The following is a 16,649-nucleotide window of genomic DNA, read 5'->3' on the forward strand; positions in this document are numbered from 1 at the left end:
CCTCAGCCTTTAGTTATCGTGGCGATGATGAATAAAGAACGGCTAAGCCTCAGCTTAGCCGTTCCTAATCACATATTATAAAATTATAATGTAACAGCTTGTTTCTTCATCCGTTCGGGAATAACGTCCAGTCCTACGATGTTGTCCAGAGACTCCCGTTTCACGACTACATCCGACGCTCCGTCCTTAACAAACACGACCGCCGGCTTACGGATCCGGTTGTAGTTGCTCGCCATCGCGTAGTTATATGCCCCTGTGCAAGAAACAGCGAGCAAATCGCCGGTCTTCGCCTCAGGCAACTCCAAATCAATAATAAGTTTATCTCCGCTCTCACAGCATTTGCCCGCTACAGTTACCGTTTCCGTAGCTTTCTCGTTAGCGCGGTTCGCCAACATCGCTTCGTACTTGGATTCGTATAGAGCGAATCTCGGGTTGTCGGTCATGCCGCCGTCCACCGCGATATATTTACGCACACCCGGGATGTGCTTGGATGTGCCAACCGTGTAAAGCGTCGTACCTGCTTCACCTACAATGCTGCGGCCCGGCTCTACCCAAATTTCAGGAATCGGATAGCTTGCTTCTCCGAAGTACGATTTGATGCCGTCTGTAATCGCCTTAACATACTGAGCGACTAACAGAGGTGTATCACCCTCCGTGTAACGAATACCGAAGCCGCCCCCGAGGTTGATTACTTTGAAAGTGACATTCAGCTCTTGACGAATCTGTACAGCGAATGCGGACACTTTCTCTACCGCCATTGTGAAGCCTTCCACTTCGAAGATCTGTGAACCGATATGAGAGTGAACGCCCAGCAGCTCAATGTGGCTTAGGGAAGAAGCTTGTTGAATAGCTGTGTAAGCCGATCCGTTCCCCAAGTCGAAACCGAATTTCGAATCTGTCTGACCGGTGGAGATATACTCATGCGTATGCGCCTCAACGCCGGGGGTAATCCGAAGAAGAACTTTCACCGTTTCCCCCTTGTCAGCGGCAATGGCATTCAGCATATGTAGTTCAATCAGATTATCAACTACAAAACAACCGATCTTCGCGTCAATCGCCATCTCCATTTCCTCAGGCGTCTTGTTGTTGCCGTGAAAATGGATTCGGGCCGCGGGAAATCCGGCTTGTAAAGCCGTAAACAGTTCACCGTCGGAAACGACGTCGAGCGACATGTCTTCCTCTTCCGCAATCCGGCACATGGCCATCACGCAGAACGCTTTGCTCGCATAGGCGACCTGGAATTGCAATCCCGAGGCACGGAACGCTTCCACATACTCGCGGCATCTTTGGCGTACCAACTGCTCATCTACAATATAAAGAGGTGTACCGTGTGTTTCAGCAAGCTGCTGAACATCGCAGCCGCCGATTTCAAGGTGTCCTTTGTCGTTAATAGTGCTGGTTCCGTGTAAAAACATAAGTCCCACTCCTATTCGAAATTCAATATATGATCCGTTTGCATTATTTTCTACCTTACATTGTTCAGTATAGGGATGAATACTTAAGATTGGTATGGATTTAATCACATATCTTTTGCACTCTTTGTATAGCCGAACAACCAGCTTTGTCATTGGTGATAGATGAGCCAGTCAAACAGCGAGCCGAAGATTTTGCCGAAAACCATCGCCATCAACAACCAGACCATATAGTGCATCATTCGAAGCCTTTTCGCCAAAATCGGCAACACATTCAGCACTTCCGTCAATGCCGCCGCCAAGAGCCCGACAAATACCCCTGTAAACAATCCGACGACCGTTAACAGCAAAGGCGAGGCTCCCAGTTTCCAGTCAAAAAAATCCGCAAAACTCCACAACACCGACCCGCTGATAACGGCCGCTTCCATCCATTGCGATTGATGATAGGAACGGGTAAGCTGCGCCAGCCGTGGAATAATATCGAGCACGATAAGAAAGGCTACTGTGCCGCTTCCCACCGCGATTCCCCCCGCCAATCCCAGGAGGATGACAAACAGGGACCTTCCCAGTTCAACCAACGTCATGGCGAATCCTCCGGCGGATTCATCTTCCGGTATTCCTCGGTTACCACGAATTGGTGAATACTTTCTTGATAAGAGAACATCTCCACTTCCAACGGATTGGGTTCTTCATTGAGCTTTCTTTTGAACAGATGGTTAAAGAAAATAATCATGCCCACACCGATGCCCAGCGAATACGGAATCTGCAGCAGATATGGGTGTTCTGCTCGTTTGCCCGTCACCAACTCCGCAATCCTCTGGTGAACCTCCATCATGGACACGTCCGCATGGAAGTTCATAATCGCCAAGGCGGAACCAAAGAACAGCAGCACCCACACTAAAGCAAATAAGAACAAATTCGGAGGCTTTTGTTTCGTATACAGCTCCACGAGGACATGAGGTTCACCGTAATATTCGATCTGCATACGGGGTTGAATCGCTTTTACCTTGCTTACGACGAGCAGCATATCGATGAGGACGAGGTTGCCTTCTTTGTCGGATGGCGTGCACAGGATAATATTGCAGATTAACTCTTCCAGTTCCGGATCGACCAACAGTTGCGCTATGTCACCAAGACGAATAGGTTTGCCCTTGAGCATCCGGATTCGCCTGCGCAGTCGCAGGTATAACGTTGGAGGGAGTGTGGCTTGCATCAACGATCCGCTCCTTCGGCCAAAGATTTCCCTTAGTATGCCAAAAAAGGAATAAAAAAAACTCTATAGAGACGCTCCGGATGGGGGACCGTGTTCTTGCCTATGTTGGAAACTAAAGAGTTCGCGCGCGAAGCTGGATTATGTTGATTGGTCAACTGCCAAGTATTATTTGCGTTTCAGCGCCGATGCTGGGTTATCCCGAAGAATCAGGTTTACATAATATCAGTGCAATTCAAAAAAATACTTTAATAAACACTTGAAAAAATACTTGTAATAACAATATTGGTTTGGTATTATATTACATATTCAGAACATTTGTTCTCTTATTGGCAGAAGGGGTTGAGGATTGTGTCTACTCATGTAGTAACTTTCGATCAATTTAAGCGCAAGTATCATGATGAGGCTTCATGTCTGCCCATCCTGATCTCAACCAAGTGGCCCAACGGTTACCGCTGTCCGCGGTGCGCTTGCGTTACTGCCCATGTTATCACTACACGTCGGCTGCCTCTGTATGAATGCCGCAACTGCAAGTATCAAGCTTCTCTTCTCGTGGGGACGATTATGCAAGGTAGCCGTACTCTACTTCATAAATGGTTTCAGGCTTTATTTCTCATCGCTAACCCTTCAGGTTCAATTAACGCGGTGGAACTATCAACCATCATTCAAGTCACGTATAAGACGGCCTGGTTAATCCTACACAAACTTCGCCATGCCATTCAGCAAGGAGATGCGCAGCAGCTGCTCACAGGTCTTGTCGAAGTCATCTCTGCTGAATACAATCCGTGCAATTTCCATATTAAAGGTTTTAAGACGATCCGGAACCAGCAGCCATTTGTTGGGGGAGCTTCTCTTAACTTCTATGGTGAGGTTTCCTATGTCAAGCTTAAGCATGTTTTTATACCGAAACTTCATCCGAACAAAGAACTTAGCTATTGGGATTACTCAAACTTCATTGAGACTCATGTGAGTAGTTCAGTCCGAGTTCCTTTTATTCATTACGGTTCCAAAAAATATAACGCATGCGACACCTTAAATATCATTTGTGATTCTGTTCCTGTTAGAATAAACGAGCGATATTACGGAGTAAGTGACAAGCACTTACAATCTTATCTGGATGAAGTATCCTATCGCATTAATTATTCACTGAAACCAAACCGTGCGGTATCGAAATTATTTCGGCTGTTCATTTATACTCCTGCTGTTACTTATAAACAACTCATTTCACGCAAACCGATGTGCTTACATGTACAGGTTGCCTGACTCACGGACAAACATTTTTTAAAATTTCATAGTTCGTTCTCTAAACCCATGATCCCTCATTTTCCCAAGAATAAAAATCACTTCATGCCTTCTTCGATTACACCACTGAGCCTTTGGGATAACCAAGCATTCCAGTTCTTTAATCACGACACTGAGCGTTCGGGATAACCCAGCATTCCAGTTCAAAAAAGTAAACGAACACCCCATCTAAAGAAGTGTAAACCCTAATTATCACCCCTATTTTATATACTTTCTACCATATACAAAAAGAAACCAGATCATTGAGCGATCTGGTCCTTAATGCATTGCAGAATTTTCTTCTCCAAACGTGAAACTTGGACTTGCGAAATCCCAAGCCGTGAAGCCACCTCGGACTGAGTTTGGTCCCGGTAATAGCGGAGATACACAATCAGCCGCTCCCGATCGGACAGGGAGGAAATGGCCTCGTTCAACGCCAGCTTCTCAAACCACTTATCCTGAGACTCATCCGCAATCTGATCCATCAACGTAATCGGGTCCCCGTCGTTCTCGAACACCGTCTCATGAATGGACGTCGGCGGCTTGTTCGCTTCTTGGGCAAACACAATCTCCTCCGGGGTCACTTCCAACACCTCAGCTACTTCTTTCACCGTGGGCAGCCGTCCTAATGTCTTGGACAGCTCATCCTTGGTCTTGCGCACCTTGTTGGCCATCTCTTTCAAAGAACGGCTTACTTTCAGCGTTCCGTCATCCCGGAGAAAACGCTGGATTTCACCGATAATCATCGGCACCGCATAGGTGGAAAATTTCACATCATAGGAAAGGTCAAATTTGTCCACAGACTTCAGCAAGCCGATACACCCGATTTGAAACAAATCCTCCGGCTCGTATCCCCTGTTCAGAAACCGTTGCACCACGGACCAGACCAATCGGATATTACAGCTCACGAGCGTATCTCTTGCAATCGTGTCACCGCTCTGGCTAAGAGCGATTAACCGCTTGACTTCCGAATCGTCCAAATAACTGTGTGAGGCTTGCTTCAGATTGACATCCATAATCCAACCCCTAATTGTATAAAGCTTTCTTGGATTCGATGCGCTTCACCATGCGCACTTTCGTACCTGCTCCTGGTTCGGTGGTAATTTCTACCTCATCCATGAAGTTCTCCATAATCGTAAAGCCCATCCCCGAACGCTCAAGCTCAGGCTTGGACGTGTATAACGGCTCTTTGGCTAAATCCAAATCTTCAATACCAAGTCCATCGTCCTGTACCGAAATCATCACGATATCCCCTTCGATATTCGCGGAAATGGTAATAACGCCCTCCGGGTTGTTCTCATACCCGTGGATGATGGAGTTCGTAACCGCTTCGGAAACGACCGTCTTCAAATCCGTCAGTTCTTGCATCGTCGGATCCAGCTGAGAGACAAAAGCCGCCACCGCTACTCTGGCGAAAGATTCATTCTCCGATCTTGCCGCAAACTGCAGGTTCATAAAATTAGACGCACTCATGAGACAACCTCCAGTCCGGAAAGCGCGAGTCTTTCGTTCGCGTAACACGTGACAATTTTGAACAAACCCGACATTTCAAACAAACGGTAAACGGAAGGATTCGCGTCGCAAACGACCATCTTCCCGCCTTTGGACATTACAAGTTTATACCTGCCGAGAATTACACCAAGACCGGAGCTATCCATAAAAGAAAGGTCCTTCAAACTCAAGATGACATGATCGCTGTAACCTCTCAAGATCGCGTCTTCCATTTTCATTTTGACCATATCGGCCGTGTGGTGATCCAATTCGCCTTTCAATCTGACAATCAATGCGTTGCGGTGATGCTCCATTTCGATGTCCAGACTCATTCGCGTTCACTCTCCTCTTTGACATGAACACAACATTCTCTTTCGCTGAAGCGGATTCCTGCCCCCCGACAAAACTAGAAGAAAACTCCTATATTAAGACAGTCAATCGACAAAAAACATCTTCGCTGCCGTGCGTTTAAATAAGGTCCACCAGCCGGCTTTGCGAATATTCACAGGAGACTCCACGTCGAACTCGGCAATCATCTTGTTCTCTTTATAGACCGTAAGTTTACCAATCGGTTGGCCTGCCGTTAACGGCGCCTTAAGCTCTGGCATCAGCTTCAGCTCATGACGGATTGTCTTGTTGTTGTCCCCTTTTTTTAACAGCACGCTGTAATCCTGTTTGGCTTTGAGCTCCACTTGCTTAACGTCGCCCTTCTCGATCTTCACCATGCCCAGGGCATCGCCTTTTTTGAAAATAGGGAAGTTCGTGTACTGCGCGAAGCCCCAATCGAACATCTTGGACACTTCATTGTTCCGGATCTTCGTATTCGGTTCGCCTAACACTACCGCGATGATGCGGAACTGGTCCCGTTTGGCTGTGGCGGATAAACAGAATTTAGCCTCGCTGGTGTATCCTGTCTTCAAACCGTCCGCACCCGAGTAAAAACGTACAAGCTTATTGGTGTTGACGAGCCAGAAAGGTTTTTCGGAATCCTTACGCAGGTAATCTTGATAACTGCTTGTATATTTAGTAATTTCCTCATGCTTTAGAAGCTCTTTGGACATTAGCGCGATATCATGAGCCGAGGTGTAGTGATTGCTGGCGGGAAGCCCGTTCGCATTGACAAAATTGGTATTGTTCATGCCCAGCTGCTTGGCGCGCTCATTCATCAGCTGAACGAAAGCTTCCTCTGAACCTGCCAATTTCTCAGCCATTGCCACAGAAGCATCGTTACCCGAGGCCATGGCTATGCCTTTCAGCATGTCATCCACGGTCATTTCCTCGCCGGGCTCAAGAAAAATTTGGGATCCCCCCATGGAGGCCGCATTTTCACTTGTGGATACTTTATCGGTTAACTTGATTTCCGCGCGATCCAAAGCTTCCATAATGAGCAACATGGTCATAATTTTCGTTATGGATGCGGGCGGACGTTTCTCGGCCCCATTCTTCTCATAGATAATCGTTCCAGTAGAAGCATCCATTAATACGGCGGAGGTTGCGTTAGGCGCAAGGTCTAAAGACCCTGCAGGCTTAGGTCCCTCGACAGCTGCTGACAAGTTCGTCGTCTGTGAAGGCGTTGAGTTTGCGGAAGCGGTTGCGGCCGTTGCTGATAATGGCAATACCGAGGCAGCTATGAGGCTCAAGCAAATACAAGTCATATAACGTTTTTTCCAAGTTGGCGTAATCATAAGTAGTTAGGTCCCCTCCTAAATTTGGGTTTTCATGCTGGTAACCAGTGTTGACCGATTATATGAAAATTATTCCATGAATCCTTTTGAAATCAGGAGGTTGCCGAGGTTGCCAAAAAAATAAAAGACGCCTCTCGGCGTCTTGGTCTCAATCTATGAAAGAAACTTCTTAACGTGTGCGCAAATTACGTCAAATCTGTTTCTGTACTCCGTCTTTCGTGACAATCGCGTAAATTAACGGTTCCGGCGTGACCGGCTCAGAAACGATCCGGAACGCTTCGATTACTTTCCGGCGGACCGGCGCGACGGCTTCCTCTTCCGTGCGGTTCACGTACATGTCGGCCAGCTTATCGCCTTTACGGACAGCGTCGCCGCTCTTCTTGTGAAGCCGCAAACCAACGGCAAGGTCAATTTGCGACTCCTTCGTTTCCCGCCCGGCTCCCAGCATCATGGCAGCGACGCCGATTTCCTCAGCCGTGATGGAAGCTACGTATCCGTCCTGCTCCGCATGTACAGGGATGATTTCTTTGACCTGTACAATACGGGAGGGATCATCCAGCACCGAGCTGTCACCGCCTTGAGCCGCCACGAATTCTTTGAATTTGGCAAGTCCTGATCCGTTGGCGATCAGTTCCTGCAACTTCGTTCTTGCTTCCTCTACCGTCGCCGCTTTGCGTCCCAGAACAAGCATATAGGACCCTAGCGTTAGACATACTTCTTCCAGGTCTTTAGGACCCTTACCTTGAAGAGTTTCCACCGCCAGCTGCACTTCCAATCCATTACCAACCGCAACGCCTAACGGCTGATCCATATCGGTAATGACGGCTACACATTCCCGACCCACTTCGGTTCCGATATCGACCATGGCTTGAGCAAGCTTGATTGAATCCTCTAAGGTTTTCATGAAAGCGCCGTTTCCGGTTTTCACGTCCAACACAATCGCATCGGCGCCCGCGGCTATTTTCTTGCTCATAATGGAGCTGGCGATTAGTGGTATTGAATTAACAGTCGCGGTAACATCCCGAAGACCGTATAACTTCTTGTCCGCAGGGGTCAAGTTGCCGGTTTGACCGATGACGGCCACCCCTTGCCCTGTGACCTGTTTCGTGAATTGATCCTCGGTCAATTCCACCGAAAATCCAGGGATCGCTTCTAGCTTATCGATCGTTCCTCCCGTATGCCCGAGGCCTCTGCCCGACATCTTGGCCACGGGAACTCCGGCGGCGGCCACCAAGGGAGCCAAAACAAGCGTTGTCGTATCTCCTACGCCGCCTGTACTATGCTTGTCCACCTTGATGCCCGGAATCGCGCTTAAGTCAATCTGATCACCGGATCTCGCCATAGCTAACGTTAGTTCGGCGGTCTCCCTTGCTGTCATGCCTTGAAAAAATACCGCCATAGCCCAGGCCGACATCTGATAGTCCGGAATTGTACCGGCGGTATAACCTTCAATTAAGAACGAAATTTCCTCGGAGGTTAACTCCTGGCCATCCCGTTTCTTCTGTATTACATCAACCGTTCTCATACGGCACCTCCGACAATAAATAACGATCCTTCTTGAACAATGAGCATTCTTAAGTCAGTACGCTATATCATACGGACAAATGCTGAAGGATATACGTTAAGCCGGAACGGAGCCGGTACTTAAGCAGCATTAGCACACAGCACTGACAGAACCGTTCCGACCGGACAATAGAGCAAATAACCCAAACATACATTGTTTTCTCTTCTGACTATGAAGCAATTGAAGCTGATATATAAAGAAGTCAAGTTGTTGACTGAGCTCTACAACCTTCAGATCCGTAAAGTTGCCTGTCTCCATCGCCTTATCGACCATTTGTTGACGCAATATGTCAATAATTTTGTTCAAATCTCGTTCCATATGCTCATGTCTCTCCCTGCAATATATTTCTCTAGCACCAAGGGACATTATACGACGAGCCGATATAAAAAGGTTGTCGGAACAAGTCGAGGAATATGTGACAAATTTGTGACAAATGCCTCAAAGAGGTCTAAACAGTAACTTCTTTCACAAATGCTTTAACCAATCCGATGAATTTAGGTTTCGTCCGATTTGCCACCGCAACTACTTGTTCATGCGTTAAAGGTTCAAGCTCTTCGCCAATGGCCATATCGGTAATACAGGATATACCCAACACACGCATTCCCGCATGTCTTGCGGCAATGACCTCACCTACTGTCGACATTCCGACGGCGTCTCCGCCGACTCTGGCCAACATCGTCAACTCCGCCGGTGTCATGTAAGTTGGGCCGCTTATGCCGCAGTATACGCCCTCTTGCAACTTCAACACCTCTCCGTCATCACCGGTGACGTTTGGCGCCAAGCGCTTGGCCAAGGCGCCGAAATCACGCGAATACGCCTCGGACATATCCGGGAAGCGCACACCAAGACCGGCTTCATTCTTCCCAATCAGCGGATTGGCTCCCGTCAAGTTGATATGATCTGTGATCAACATCAAATCACCTGCGGAAAATTCGCGGTTCATGCCGCCTGCCGCATTCGTGATGACCAGTGTATCAATTCCAAGCTGCTTCATGACATAAACCGGGAAAACGACCTTCTTCATATCGTATCCTTCGTAGAAATGGAAGCGGCCTTGCATCACAATGACCGACTTCCCTTCCAATGTACCCGCGACGAAACGGCCCGCATGTCCTTCTACCGTTGATACCGGGAAATGCGGAACTTCGTTGTAGTTAATGGCGACGGGCGATTCCACCTGATCGGCAAGGTCGCCTAAACCTGAACCCAGAATTAAACCGATGACCGGCTGAACTTCCCCAAGATGCTCTTTGACGTAAGATGCCGCCGCGTTAATTTGGTCCATATAGGACAAATCCGTATTTAAGGTTGTCATGTAGTGGTTACTCCTTACAATTCTGGGATGATGGATACAACGAAATCAAGGAACTTCTGCTTCACTTTCTCGGTCGTTTCCATCACTTCATGATGGGACAAAGGCTGATCCAGAATGCCGGCAGCCATGTTGCTGATACAAGAGATCCCGATCACTTCAATGCCGGAGTGACGGGCGGCAATAACCTCGCCTACCGTAGACATACCCACAGCATCTCCGCCCAGCACGCGAATCATGCGAATCTCGGCAGGTGTTTCATAGTTCGGTCCCAAGAGTCCGAAATAGACACCCTTCTGCAATGGAATGTTATTCTCTGCCGCTTTACGCACAGCAACCTCGCGCAAACGGCGGCTGTAAGCATCCGACATATCCGGGAAACGTACGCCCAGAGCACTTTCATTCTTACCGATTAGAGGGTTCATCGACGTCAAGTTGATGTGATCTTCAATCAACATCAAATCGCCGGGTTGAAAGGACGTATTCACGCCGCCAGCCGCATTCGTTACGAGCAAGGATTTCACGCCAAGCGCCTTCATAACGCGTATAGGCAACGTGACAATCTGAACATCGTAGCCTTCATATAGATGGAAGCGTCCCTTCATCATAATCACGGGCTTGCCTCCGATTTTGCCGACAATCAAGTCACCCGCATGTCCTTCTACCGTAGAAACAGGAAAGTGAGGAATGTCTCCGTAAGAAATAACTGTTGTTTCTTCCATTAATTCATCCAGAATCCCAAGACCGGAACCCAGAATTAACGCCACCTCAGGCAAAAATGTAATGCGCTCCCGAATATATTGCTCAGCTTCCGTAATTTTCTTCATTTGTTCGGACATCGTTTATTCGCTCCCCGTTCATATTCATTCTTATTTCAATTCATTCAAGAAACTGGTTCCGTTGGAAGGCAACGCTGCTCCAAAGTTATCGGCAATGGTGGCGCCCACATCAGAGAATGTGGTGCGTATCGCCAGAGAAGCCGGTTGCGTCAACTGCGGGCTGTATACTAATAAAGGCACATATTCACGCGTATGATCCGTTCCCGGATGGACCGGATCATTTCCATGATCCGCGGTAATCATCAATAAATCCTCGGGGCCAAGCTTCTCCAGAAGCTGAGGCACGTAAGCGTCGAATTCCTCCAGCGCTTTCGCATACCCGACCGGATCCCGGCGATGACCGTAAAGAGAATCGAAATCTACCAGATTCGTAAACAAGAGTCCTTTGAAATCCGTTCCCAGCAACTCAATCGTCTTCTCGATACCGTCCAGATTACTTTTTGTAGGATAGGAAGCTGTGACACCCTCTCCTGAGAAAATATCATTGATTTTCCCGACAGAGATGGAATCATAGCCCGCCTCCTGTACGCCGTTCATAACCGTCTTGGAAGGCGGAACCACCGCGTAATCGTGACGGTTCGGCGTGCGCTTGAACGCTCCGGGCGAACCGATATAAGGTCTGGCAATGACCCGGCCGACGGAGAATTCTTCTTGCAGGGTTAATCTCCTTGCAATCTCACAAGCCTTATATAATTCCTCTAATGGAATGATGTCTTCATGTGCAGCAATCTGAAACACGCTGTCCGCAGAGGTATAGACGATCCAAGCGCCGGTTTTCATCTGTTCCTCGCCGTATTCATCCAGCACTTCTGTACCGGAAGCCGGCCGGTTACATAGAACTTTGCGTCCGGTTTCACGCTCAAAGGCTTCCAACAAAGCAGGCGGAAAACCATCAGGATATGTATTAAACGGTGTTGTTATTTTCAGTCCCATAAGCTCCCAATGACCGGTCATGGTGTCTTTACCCACGGATGCCTCCGCCATTTTGCCAAAATAAGCCAAGGGTTTGTCCACTTTCTGTACCGTACCGAACGCTTCAATATTACCTAATCCCAGCGCCTTCAAATTCGGTAATGCCATGGACGGCACCTGTTCGGCGATATGTCCCAACGTGTGTGAACCCAAATCCCCGAAGCTCTCCGCGTCCGGTAATTCGCCAATGCCTACGCTATCCAATACGATAACGCCAATTCTGTTAAAACGCATACGCGCTCCTCCTTATTCATCCTGCCAATTACAGCCCTTATTATCTCACGCCGCCGAACGATATGCAAAAATCCCCTGTGCCTGAATTCCTTCGCTTCCCAAAAAAAGAAAAAGAAGCCACTCGTTATAGAATGGCTTCCCAAAGCCCCGTTAATTCATGCGCGCCCGGGGATGTGTCCGATCATAAACTTCTTTCATCTTACTTTTGGTTACGTGAGTATAAATTTGAGTGGTGGAAATATCCGCGTGTCCCAGCATTTCCTGAACCGCCCTTAAATCAGCACCATTCTCCAGCAAATGGGTGGCAAACGAATGACGCAGGGTGTGAGGGGTAATTTCTTTATGAATCGCCACTTCCTTGGCGTGTTTCTTAATAATCTTCCAGAAACCCTGCCGGGTCAGACGCGCACCGTGATGGTTCAAGAATAAAGCCTGATCAGGCTTGTTCGGTTTCGTCAACTGCGGACGCATCGTTTGGATATAGACATCCAAGCATTCTCCCGCGATTCGCCCGAGCGGTATAATTCGTTCTTTGGAACCTTTCCCGATACACCGCACAAAGCCCATCTGTAAATTCACACTGTCCATATCCAGAGAGATCAATTCCGAGACTCTTATGCCCGTAGCGTAAAGCACTTCTAACATAGCTTTATCCCGCAGTCCCGCGGGCGTAGAAGTTTGAGGCGCTTCCAGCAGCGTCTCTACTTCCTTGATCGTCAACACCTTCGGCAATCGTTTCTCTTGGCGGGGCGTTTCCATATTCATCGTAGGATCGTGATTTAACAACCGTTCCCGCACCATAAATTGGTGAAAAGAGCGGATCGAGATTAACATACGCGATATGGTAGCGGAAGCGCGGCCGAGTTGTCTTAGCTTTAGCATATAGGAGATGATGTGCGCTTTCGTGACCTGTTCCAGTTCCGTGAGTCCTTCAGCCGTAATAAATTCAATATATTTGGTGATGTCTCTTTCGTAGGATTCCAATGTGTTTTTGGAAAGTCCTCTTTCGACGGAAAGATAATGAATAAAGTTACGTAAGTGTTGGATCATCAGTTGGGTTCCTCATTTTCTTAAAAAATCTTATGTATCTTTTTTCAACAGACAGCCACTCGATTCCTGCTTACTCCCCGTACCAATAGAAGAAACGCAACCGATCGCTCAGAGACACTTGTTCGCCATTGTAGTCGGAACTGGTATTAAATACTTTCACGGACCTGCCCAAAGGTTCCCTATATCGATCGGTAGGTCCAAGCCACGCGGTAACGGCACCGGCGAAGTGGTATAGAAACAACGTGAGGATTAAGAAAATCAAAATAAACTTAATACGCTCCATCCATTTGCGAAGTGAAACAATCATCCGTCGACCCCTCCTTGGGTACAAGTCCTGCTATAATCTAGCGTATGAAAGACTTATCTCGTTTATGTCGTGCGGACAGATGACACAGGCGGATGGTTTTCCCCTGTCATAGAATGATGTAGTTTAACATCATGGCAGGAGGAATGCAACTTGAAGCCTTTGCGAAAGTTATTGAAACCGCTGGCCGGTGCCGGATCAAGTAAACCTAAACGACAACTTCAACGGAAAGTCATAGTGTTCAAAAATGCGCGGAGTTACAACACATGTCTCAAGCATATGCATCAACACGGGGTTCGGCCGGTTAAAACGATGAAAGACATTCATGCCATTTGTTTTCATGTGGATAAACATCAAGATTTGAGTAAGTTGCATCGTCATCCTTCTGTTCGCGCCATTGAAACGGACGGACGAACACGGTCCCACATGTTGCGCAAAAAAGTAAGGATACACAATCTAAAGAATCGTCAAACGACGCCTTGGGGTATTGCGTGTGTAGGGGCTCCCCGCGCATGGAAAGGCTCTCTTTCCGGCAGCGAGGTGCGCATCGCCGTGCTGGACACGGGCATCGCCAAGCATCCCGACTTGTCGGTCAGCGGGCGCTTCAGCACGCTGGATTTCAAGGAGAAGAAGCTGGACGGGAACGGTCACGGCACCCATGTATCCGGCACAGCGGCCGCGTTGAATAACAAGATTGGTGTTGTCGGCGTCTCTCCCGCTGTACGATTATACGGTGTGAAGGTGCTCGATTCCAATGGAGAAGGGTATGTTTCCGACCTTGTCGAAGGAATTGCGTGGTGCATGAAGCACGGCATTCAGGTCGTCAACATGAGCCTGGGCACCGTGGAAGGCAGTAGAGCTTTGAAGGCCATCGTGCGCAAGGCGCATCGCAAAGGCGTCGTCATCATTGCTTCAGCCGGGAATGAGGGCAACGAAGCGGCATCTATCGATTATCCGGCGAAGTACAAAGAGACGATCGCCGTCGCGGCATCGGATCGCAAAAACCGGGTCGCCGGATACAGCAGCCGGGGTGCCGGCGTCGATGTAACCGCCCCGGGGACGGACGTTCTGTCCACGTCGTCCTCCGGCGGGTACACGCGCATGTCCGGCACGTCCATGGCGACGCCGCATGCCGCGGGCACGGCGGCGCTGATGCTCAGCGCCATTCCGCGCCTGTCGGCCAGCGGCGTCAAGGCCCTCTTGCGGCGCACGGCGCGCAACCTCAAAGGCTACGGCGCCCGTTCGCAGGGCGCCGGGCTGATCAATGCGGCCGCAGCTGTGCGCGCTGCCCGAATTCGCCGTTAGCCTGCGCGCCGCCGCGCTGAAACGGCTATAACACGCGGTGCGGGGCGTCACCCCCGCTCCACATCAAAAACTCCCACACGGCGAACCGGTGGGAGTTTCATAGGGGACAAGCCCGTTTAAGGTTTATTCTTATCTCGGCAACGATGGCAAATCCCGTGAAAATCCAGCCTGTGATCGATAACCTGGAAATTAAATTCCTTGTCTAAGCGTTCCTCCAGCGGTCCAAGCCAATCTTCCATAATTTCATCCATGGCGCCGCACTGAACACAGATCAGATGGTGATGATGATGCTGGTTGGAATCGGTACGGAGATCATAGCGCGCTACGCCGTCACCGAAATTAATCTTCTCGACAATATGCAGCTCACTTAGTAACTCTAACGTACGATAGACGGTCGCCAAGCCGATTTCAGGGGCCTTTTCCTTCACTAGCATAAATACGTCCTCGGCGCTAAGGTGGTCCTCTTCATTCTCGAGAAGAACCCGTACCGTCGCTTCCCGTTGGGGCGTCAGTTTATAGCCATGTGATTGCAGCTGCTGCTTAATTTTGTCTATGCGCGCTTCCATCTGAAACTCTCCCCACTTCCGAAAACAACATGCTTCCATTATAGGGTGTGAATCAGCAAGAAGTCAACGTATTCAACTCTGTGTCAAAGCGATCATAGGCGTTACCCATTGCATTAAGGTCGGTGAGACATATGCCTCAAAGAGGGAAGTTCCGAGCAGTACAGCCGCCATACTTAACGTTAACACGGAATAAGACATGAAAGGCTCGGCTAAGGCTCCGCGTCGTTGAAGAATCCGGTTTCGGACCATATACAAGGAAAACGAAATGCCGGAAACACTCACAATGATCAAGGTCGGAATAATGACTAGATTTTGAGGAGCGACCGATACAAGCGCGAACAGCATCCCTTTCCAGGACAGTTCACCGACCAGGTAGCCAACCGTAAATCCGACCATGACGCCTTTCAAAAAGTCCAGCACCAGAATAATCGGCAATCCTATAACGGAAATGCCCAGTAACCAGATGAGCATGATCCATTTCATATGCATCCCAAACAGAGACACGAACGTTTCCTTCGGATGCAACTCCGACGCTTCGCCCAGACTGGCCACAAAACTGCCAAGAAAGCGCGTTAGATCCTCCCTTTGCTCCAAGGACAAAGCGTTCACCATTAACGCCCCGAAGATGACACCCATTACAAACAGAACCGACACAAATATATACAGGGGCATATGTTCTTTCATGTATGTCTGAATTGAGTTCCGGCTCATGCGCAAAAAACCCCCTTTCTTGTCCTATAGTACAAGACTATGAACCAAATGGGGGTTATATGACATGGAAGAATTGATCTTTATTGTGCAAAAAGTTCCGCAGCCGCCACCGTGAAGCCCTGGAAAATCCTTACGGGAATCGAAGCTTCCCGATCATAGGTTTCTCCATCAGTGTAGACACCATGTTCATCAAGCTCGTGAATCATCACGATGCCCTCCTGCGGGTAGACAATCCAGTACTCTCTCACACCAAACCGTTCATATAGCCGCTTCTTAACGGTAAGATCCAGCTTCAACGAACCTGGCGAGATAATTTCCACAATTAAATCCGGTGCGCCCTTGCACCCTCGATCGTCTAACTTATCAGGATCACAGATGATGGAGAGATCCGGTTGAACGACTGTTGATGTTTCTTTGTCGGATTCACCCGGTTTCGCTAGACGCACGTCAAAAGGCGGTAAAAATGTTTTGCATTTTTTGTTTTTCAAATAGTTCCCAAACATTAAATGTAAATTTCCAAGTATTATTTGGTGTAATTTTGATGGTGCAGGAGTCATGGCATACAAATCACCATCAATGATCTCCAGCCTTTCCCCATCAGGCCACGTCAGGTACTCGCTGTAGGTGTAATCTCTACGATGTAAATGCATGCTCATCCTATCACTCCTTTGTAAAGTATCCTTGTACTTCATTATATCACCAACGACACTGCT

19 protein-coding genes are annotated in these 16,649 nt (G+C 48.5%); 2 read left to right on the forward strand and 17 right to left on the reverse strand.

What is annotated here, in order from left to right; genetic code table 11:
* Positions 1 to 83: 83 nt before the first annotated feature.
* From lysA to SY83_RS18865, 3 genes are all read right to left on the reverse strand, one after another.
* The gene (lysA, locus tag SY83_RS18855) at positions 84 to 1,415 is read right to left on the reverse strand and encodes a diaminopimelate decarboxylase (RefSeq protein WP_068609325.1); all 1,332 of its coding nucleotides are present in this window, start codon (positions 1,413 to 1,415) and stop codon (positions 84 to 86) included.
* Positions 1,416 to 1,564: 149 nt separating this feature from the next.
* Complete coding sequence (locus SY83_RS18860) at positions 1,565 to 1,996, reverse strand: stage V sporulation protein AB (protein ID WP_068609327.1); 432 nt, start codon at positions 1,994 to 1,996, stop codon at positions 1,565 to 1,567.
* Positions 1,993 to 2,625 (reverse strand): stage V sporulation protein AA, encoded by a 633-nt coding sequence (locus SY83_RS18865; RefSeq protein WP_068609329.1) that lies wholly within the window; start codon positions 2,623 to 2,625, stop codon positions 1,993 to 1,995. Before SY83_RS18865 ends, SY83_RS18860 begins: the two co-directional genes overlap by 4 nt.
* A gap of 348 nt (positions 2,626 to 2,973) precedes the next feature.
* Between SY83_RS18865 and SY83_RS18870 the strand changes: the two genes are divergently transcribed.
* Positions 2,974 to 3,885 (forward strand): transposase, encoded by a 912-nt coding sequence (locus SY83_RS18870; protein WP_197479893.1) that lies wholly within the window; start codon positions 2,974 to 2,976, stop codon positions 3,883 to 3,885.
* Between the two features lie 278 nt (positions 3,886 to 4,163).
* Here SY83_RS18870 and sigF read toward each other — a convergent pair whose 3' ends face one another.
* The 11 genes from sigF to SY83_RS18925 form a co-directional block, all read right to left on the reverse strand.
* Positions 4,164 to 4,919 (reverse strand): RNA polymerase sporulation sigma factor SigF, encoded by a 756-nt coding sequence (gene sigF / locus SY83_RS18875; protein WP_068609332.1) that lies wholly within the window; start codon positions 4,917 to 4,919, stop codon positions 4,164 to 4,166.
* A gap of 10 nt (positions 4,920 to 4,929) precedes the next feature.
* Positions 4,930 to 5,376, reverse strand: a complete 447-nt coding sequence (gene spoIIAB, locus SY83_RS18880) for an anti-sigma F factor (protein ID WP_068609334.1) — start codon at positions 5,374 to 5,376, stop codon at positions 4,930 to 4,932.
* Positions 5,373 to 5,726, reverse strand: a complete 354-nt coding sequence (gene spoIIAA, locus SY83_RS18885) for an anti-sigma F factor antagonist (protein WP_068609336.1) — start codon at positions 5,724 to 5,726, stop codon at positions 5,373 to 5,375. Before spoIIAA ends, spoIIAB begins: the two co-directional genes overlap by 4 nt.
* 102 nt (positions 5,727 to 5,828) lie before the next feature.
* A complete protein-coding gene (locus SY83_RS18890; RefSeq protein WP_407944599.1) occupies positions 5,829 to 7,079 on the reverse strand; it encodes a D-alanyl-D-alanine carboxypeptidase family protein in 1,251 nt (416 codons plus the stop codon).
* A 190-nt stretch (positions 7,080 to 7,269) separates the two neighbouring features.
* Positions 7,270 to 8,604 carry a pyrimidine-nucleoside phosphorylase gene (locus SY83_RS18895; RefSeq protein ID WP_068609339.1) on the reverse strand — a complete coding sequence of 445 codons (1,335 nt, stop codon included), beginning with the start codon at positions 8,602 to 8,604 and terminating at the stop codon, positions 7,270 to 7,272.
* 129 nt (positions 8,605 to 8,733) lie between these two features.
* Positions 8,734 to 8,961: an aspartyl-phosphate phosphatase Spo0E family protein gene (locus SY83_RS18900; protein WP_068609341.1), complete on the reverse strand. Its 228-nt coding sequence runs from the start codon at positions 8,959 to 8,961 to the stop codon at positions 8,734 to 8,736.
* 130 nt (positions 8,962 to 9,091) lie between these two features.
* Complete coding sequence (locus tag SY83_RS18905; RefSeq protein ID WP_068609343.1) at positions 9,092 to 9,958, reverse strand: purine-nucleoside phosphorylase; 867 nt, start codon at positions 9,956 to 9,958, stop codon at positions 9,092 to 9,094.
* A gap of 14 nt (positions 9,959 to 9,972) precedes the next feature.
* On the reverse strand, positions 9,973 to 10,794 hold the full coding sequence (locus SY83_RS18910; RefSeq protein WP_068609345.1) for a purine-nucleoside phosphorylase: 822 nt from the start codon (positions 10,792 to 10,794) through the stop codon (positions 9,973 to 9,975).
* 30 nt (positions 10,795 to 10,824) lie between these two features.
* A complete protein-coding gene (gene deoB / locus SY83_RS18915) occupies positions 10,825 to 12,000 on the reverse strand; it encodes a phosphopentomutase (RefSeq protein WP_068609347.1) in 1,176 nt (391 codons plus the stop codon).
* Between the two features lie 150 nt (positions 12,001 to 12,150).
* Complete coding sequence (gene xerD, locus SY83_RS18920) at positions 12,151 to 13,050, reverse strand: site-specific tyrosine recombinase XerD (RefSeq protein ID WP_068609349.1); 900 nt, start codon at positions 13,048 to 13,050, stop codon at positions 12,151 to 12,153.
* Positions 13,051 to 13,120: 70 nt separating this feature from the next.
* Positions 13,121 to 13,357 carry a DUF4227 family protein gene (locus SY83_RS18925; protein ID WP_068609351.1) on the reverse strand — a complete coding sequence of 79 codons (237 nt, stop codon included), beginning with the start codon at positions 13,355 to 13,357 and terminating at the stop codon, positions 13,121 to 13,123.
* Between the two features lie 150 nt (positions 13,358 to 13,507).
* On the opposite strand from SY83_RS18925, the gene SY83_RS18930 reads away from it, so the two are divergent.
* Positions 13,508 to 14,659, forward strand: a complete 1,152-nt coding sequence (locus tag SY83_RS18930; RefSeq protein WP_082882619.1) for a S8 family peptidase — start codon at positions 13,508 to 13,510, stop codon at positions 14,657 to 14,659.
* A 116-nt stretch (positions 14,660 to 14,775) separates the two neighbouring features.
* Here SY83_RS18930 and fur read toward each other — a convergent pair whose 3' ends face one another.
* The 3 genes from fur to SY83_RS18945 all read right to left on the reverse strand — a co-directional run bounded on the left by fur (position 14,776) and on the right by SY83_RS18945 (position 16,592).
* The gene (gene fur / locus SY83_RS18935; RefSeq protein ID WP_068609358.1) at positions 14,776 to 15,225 is read right to left on the reverse strand and encodes a ferric iron uptake transcriptional regulator; all 450 of its coding nucleotides are present in this window, start codon (positions 15,223 to 15,225) and stop codon (positions 14,776 to 14,778) included.
* A gap of 72 nt (positions 15,226 to 15,297) precedes the next feature.
* Positions 15,298 to 15,936, reverse strand: a complete 639-nt coding sequence (gene spoIIM / locus SY83_RS18940) for a stage II sporulation protein M (protein WP_068609360.1) — start codon at positions 15,934 to 15,936, stop codon at positions 15,298 to 15,300.
* Positions 15,937 to 16,016: 80 nt separating this feature from the next.
* On the reverse strand, positions 16,017 to 16,592 hold the full coding sequence (locus tag SY83_RS18945) for a Uma2 family endonuclease (RefSeq protein ID WP_157279889.1): 576 nt from the start codon (positions 16,590 to 16,592) through the stop codon (positions 16,017 to 16,019).
* Positions 16,593 to 16,649 lie beyond the last annotated feature (57 nt).

Source organism: Paenibacillus swuensis (genome assembly GCF_001644605.1).
Lineage (GTDB): Bacteria > Bacillota > Bacilli > Paenibacillales > DY6 > Paenibacillus_N > Paenibacillus_N swuensis.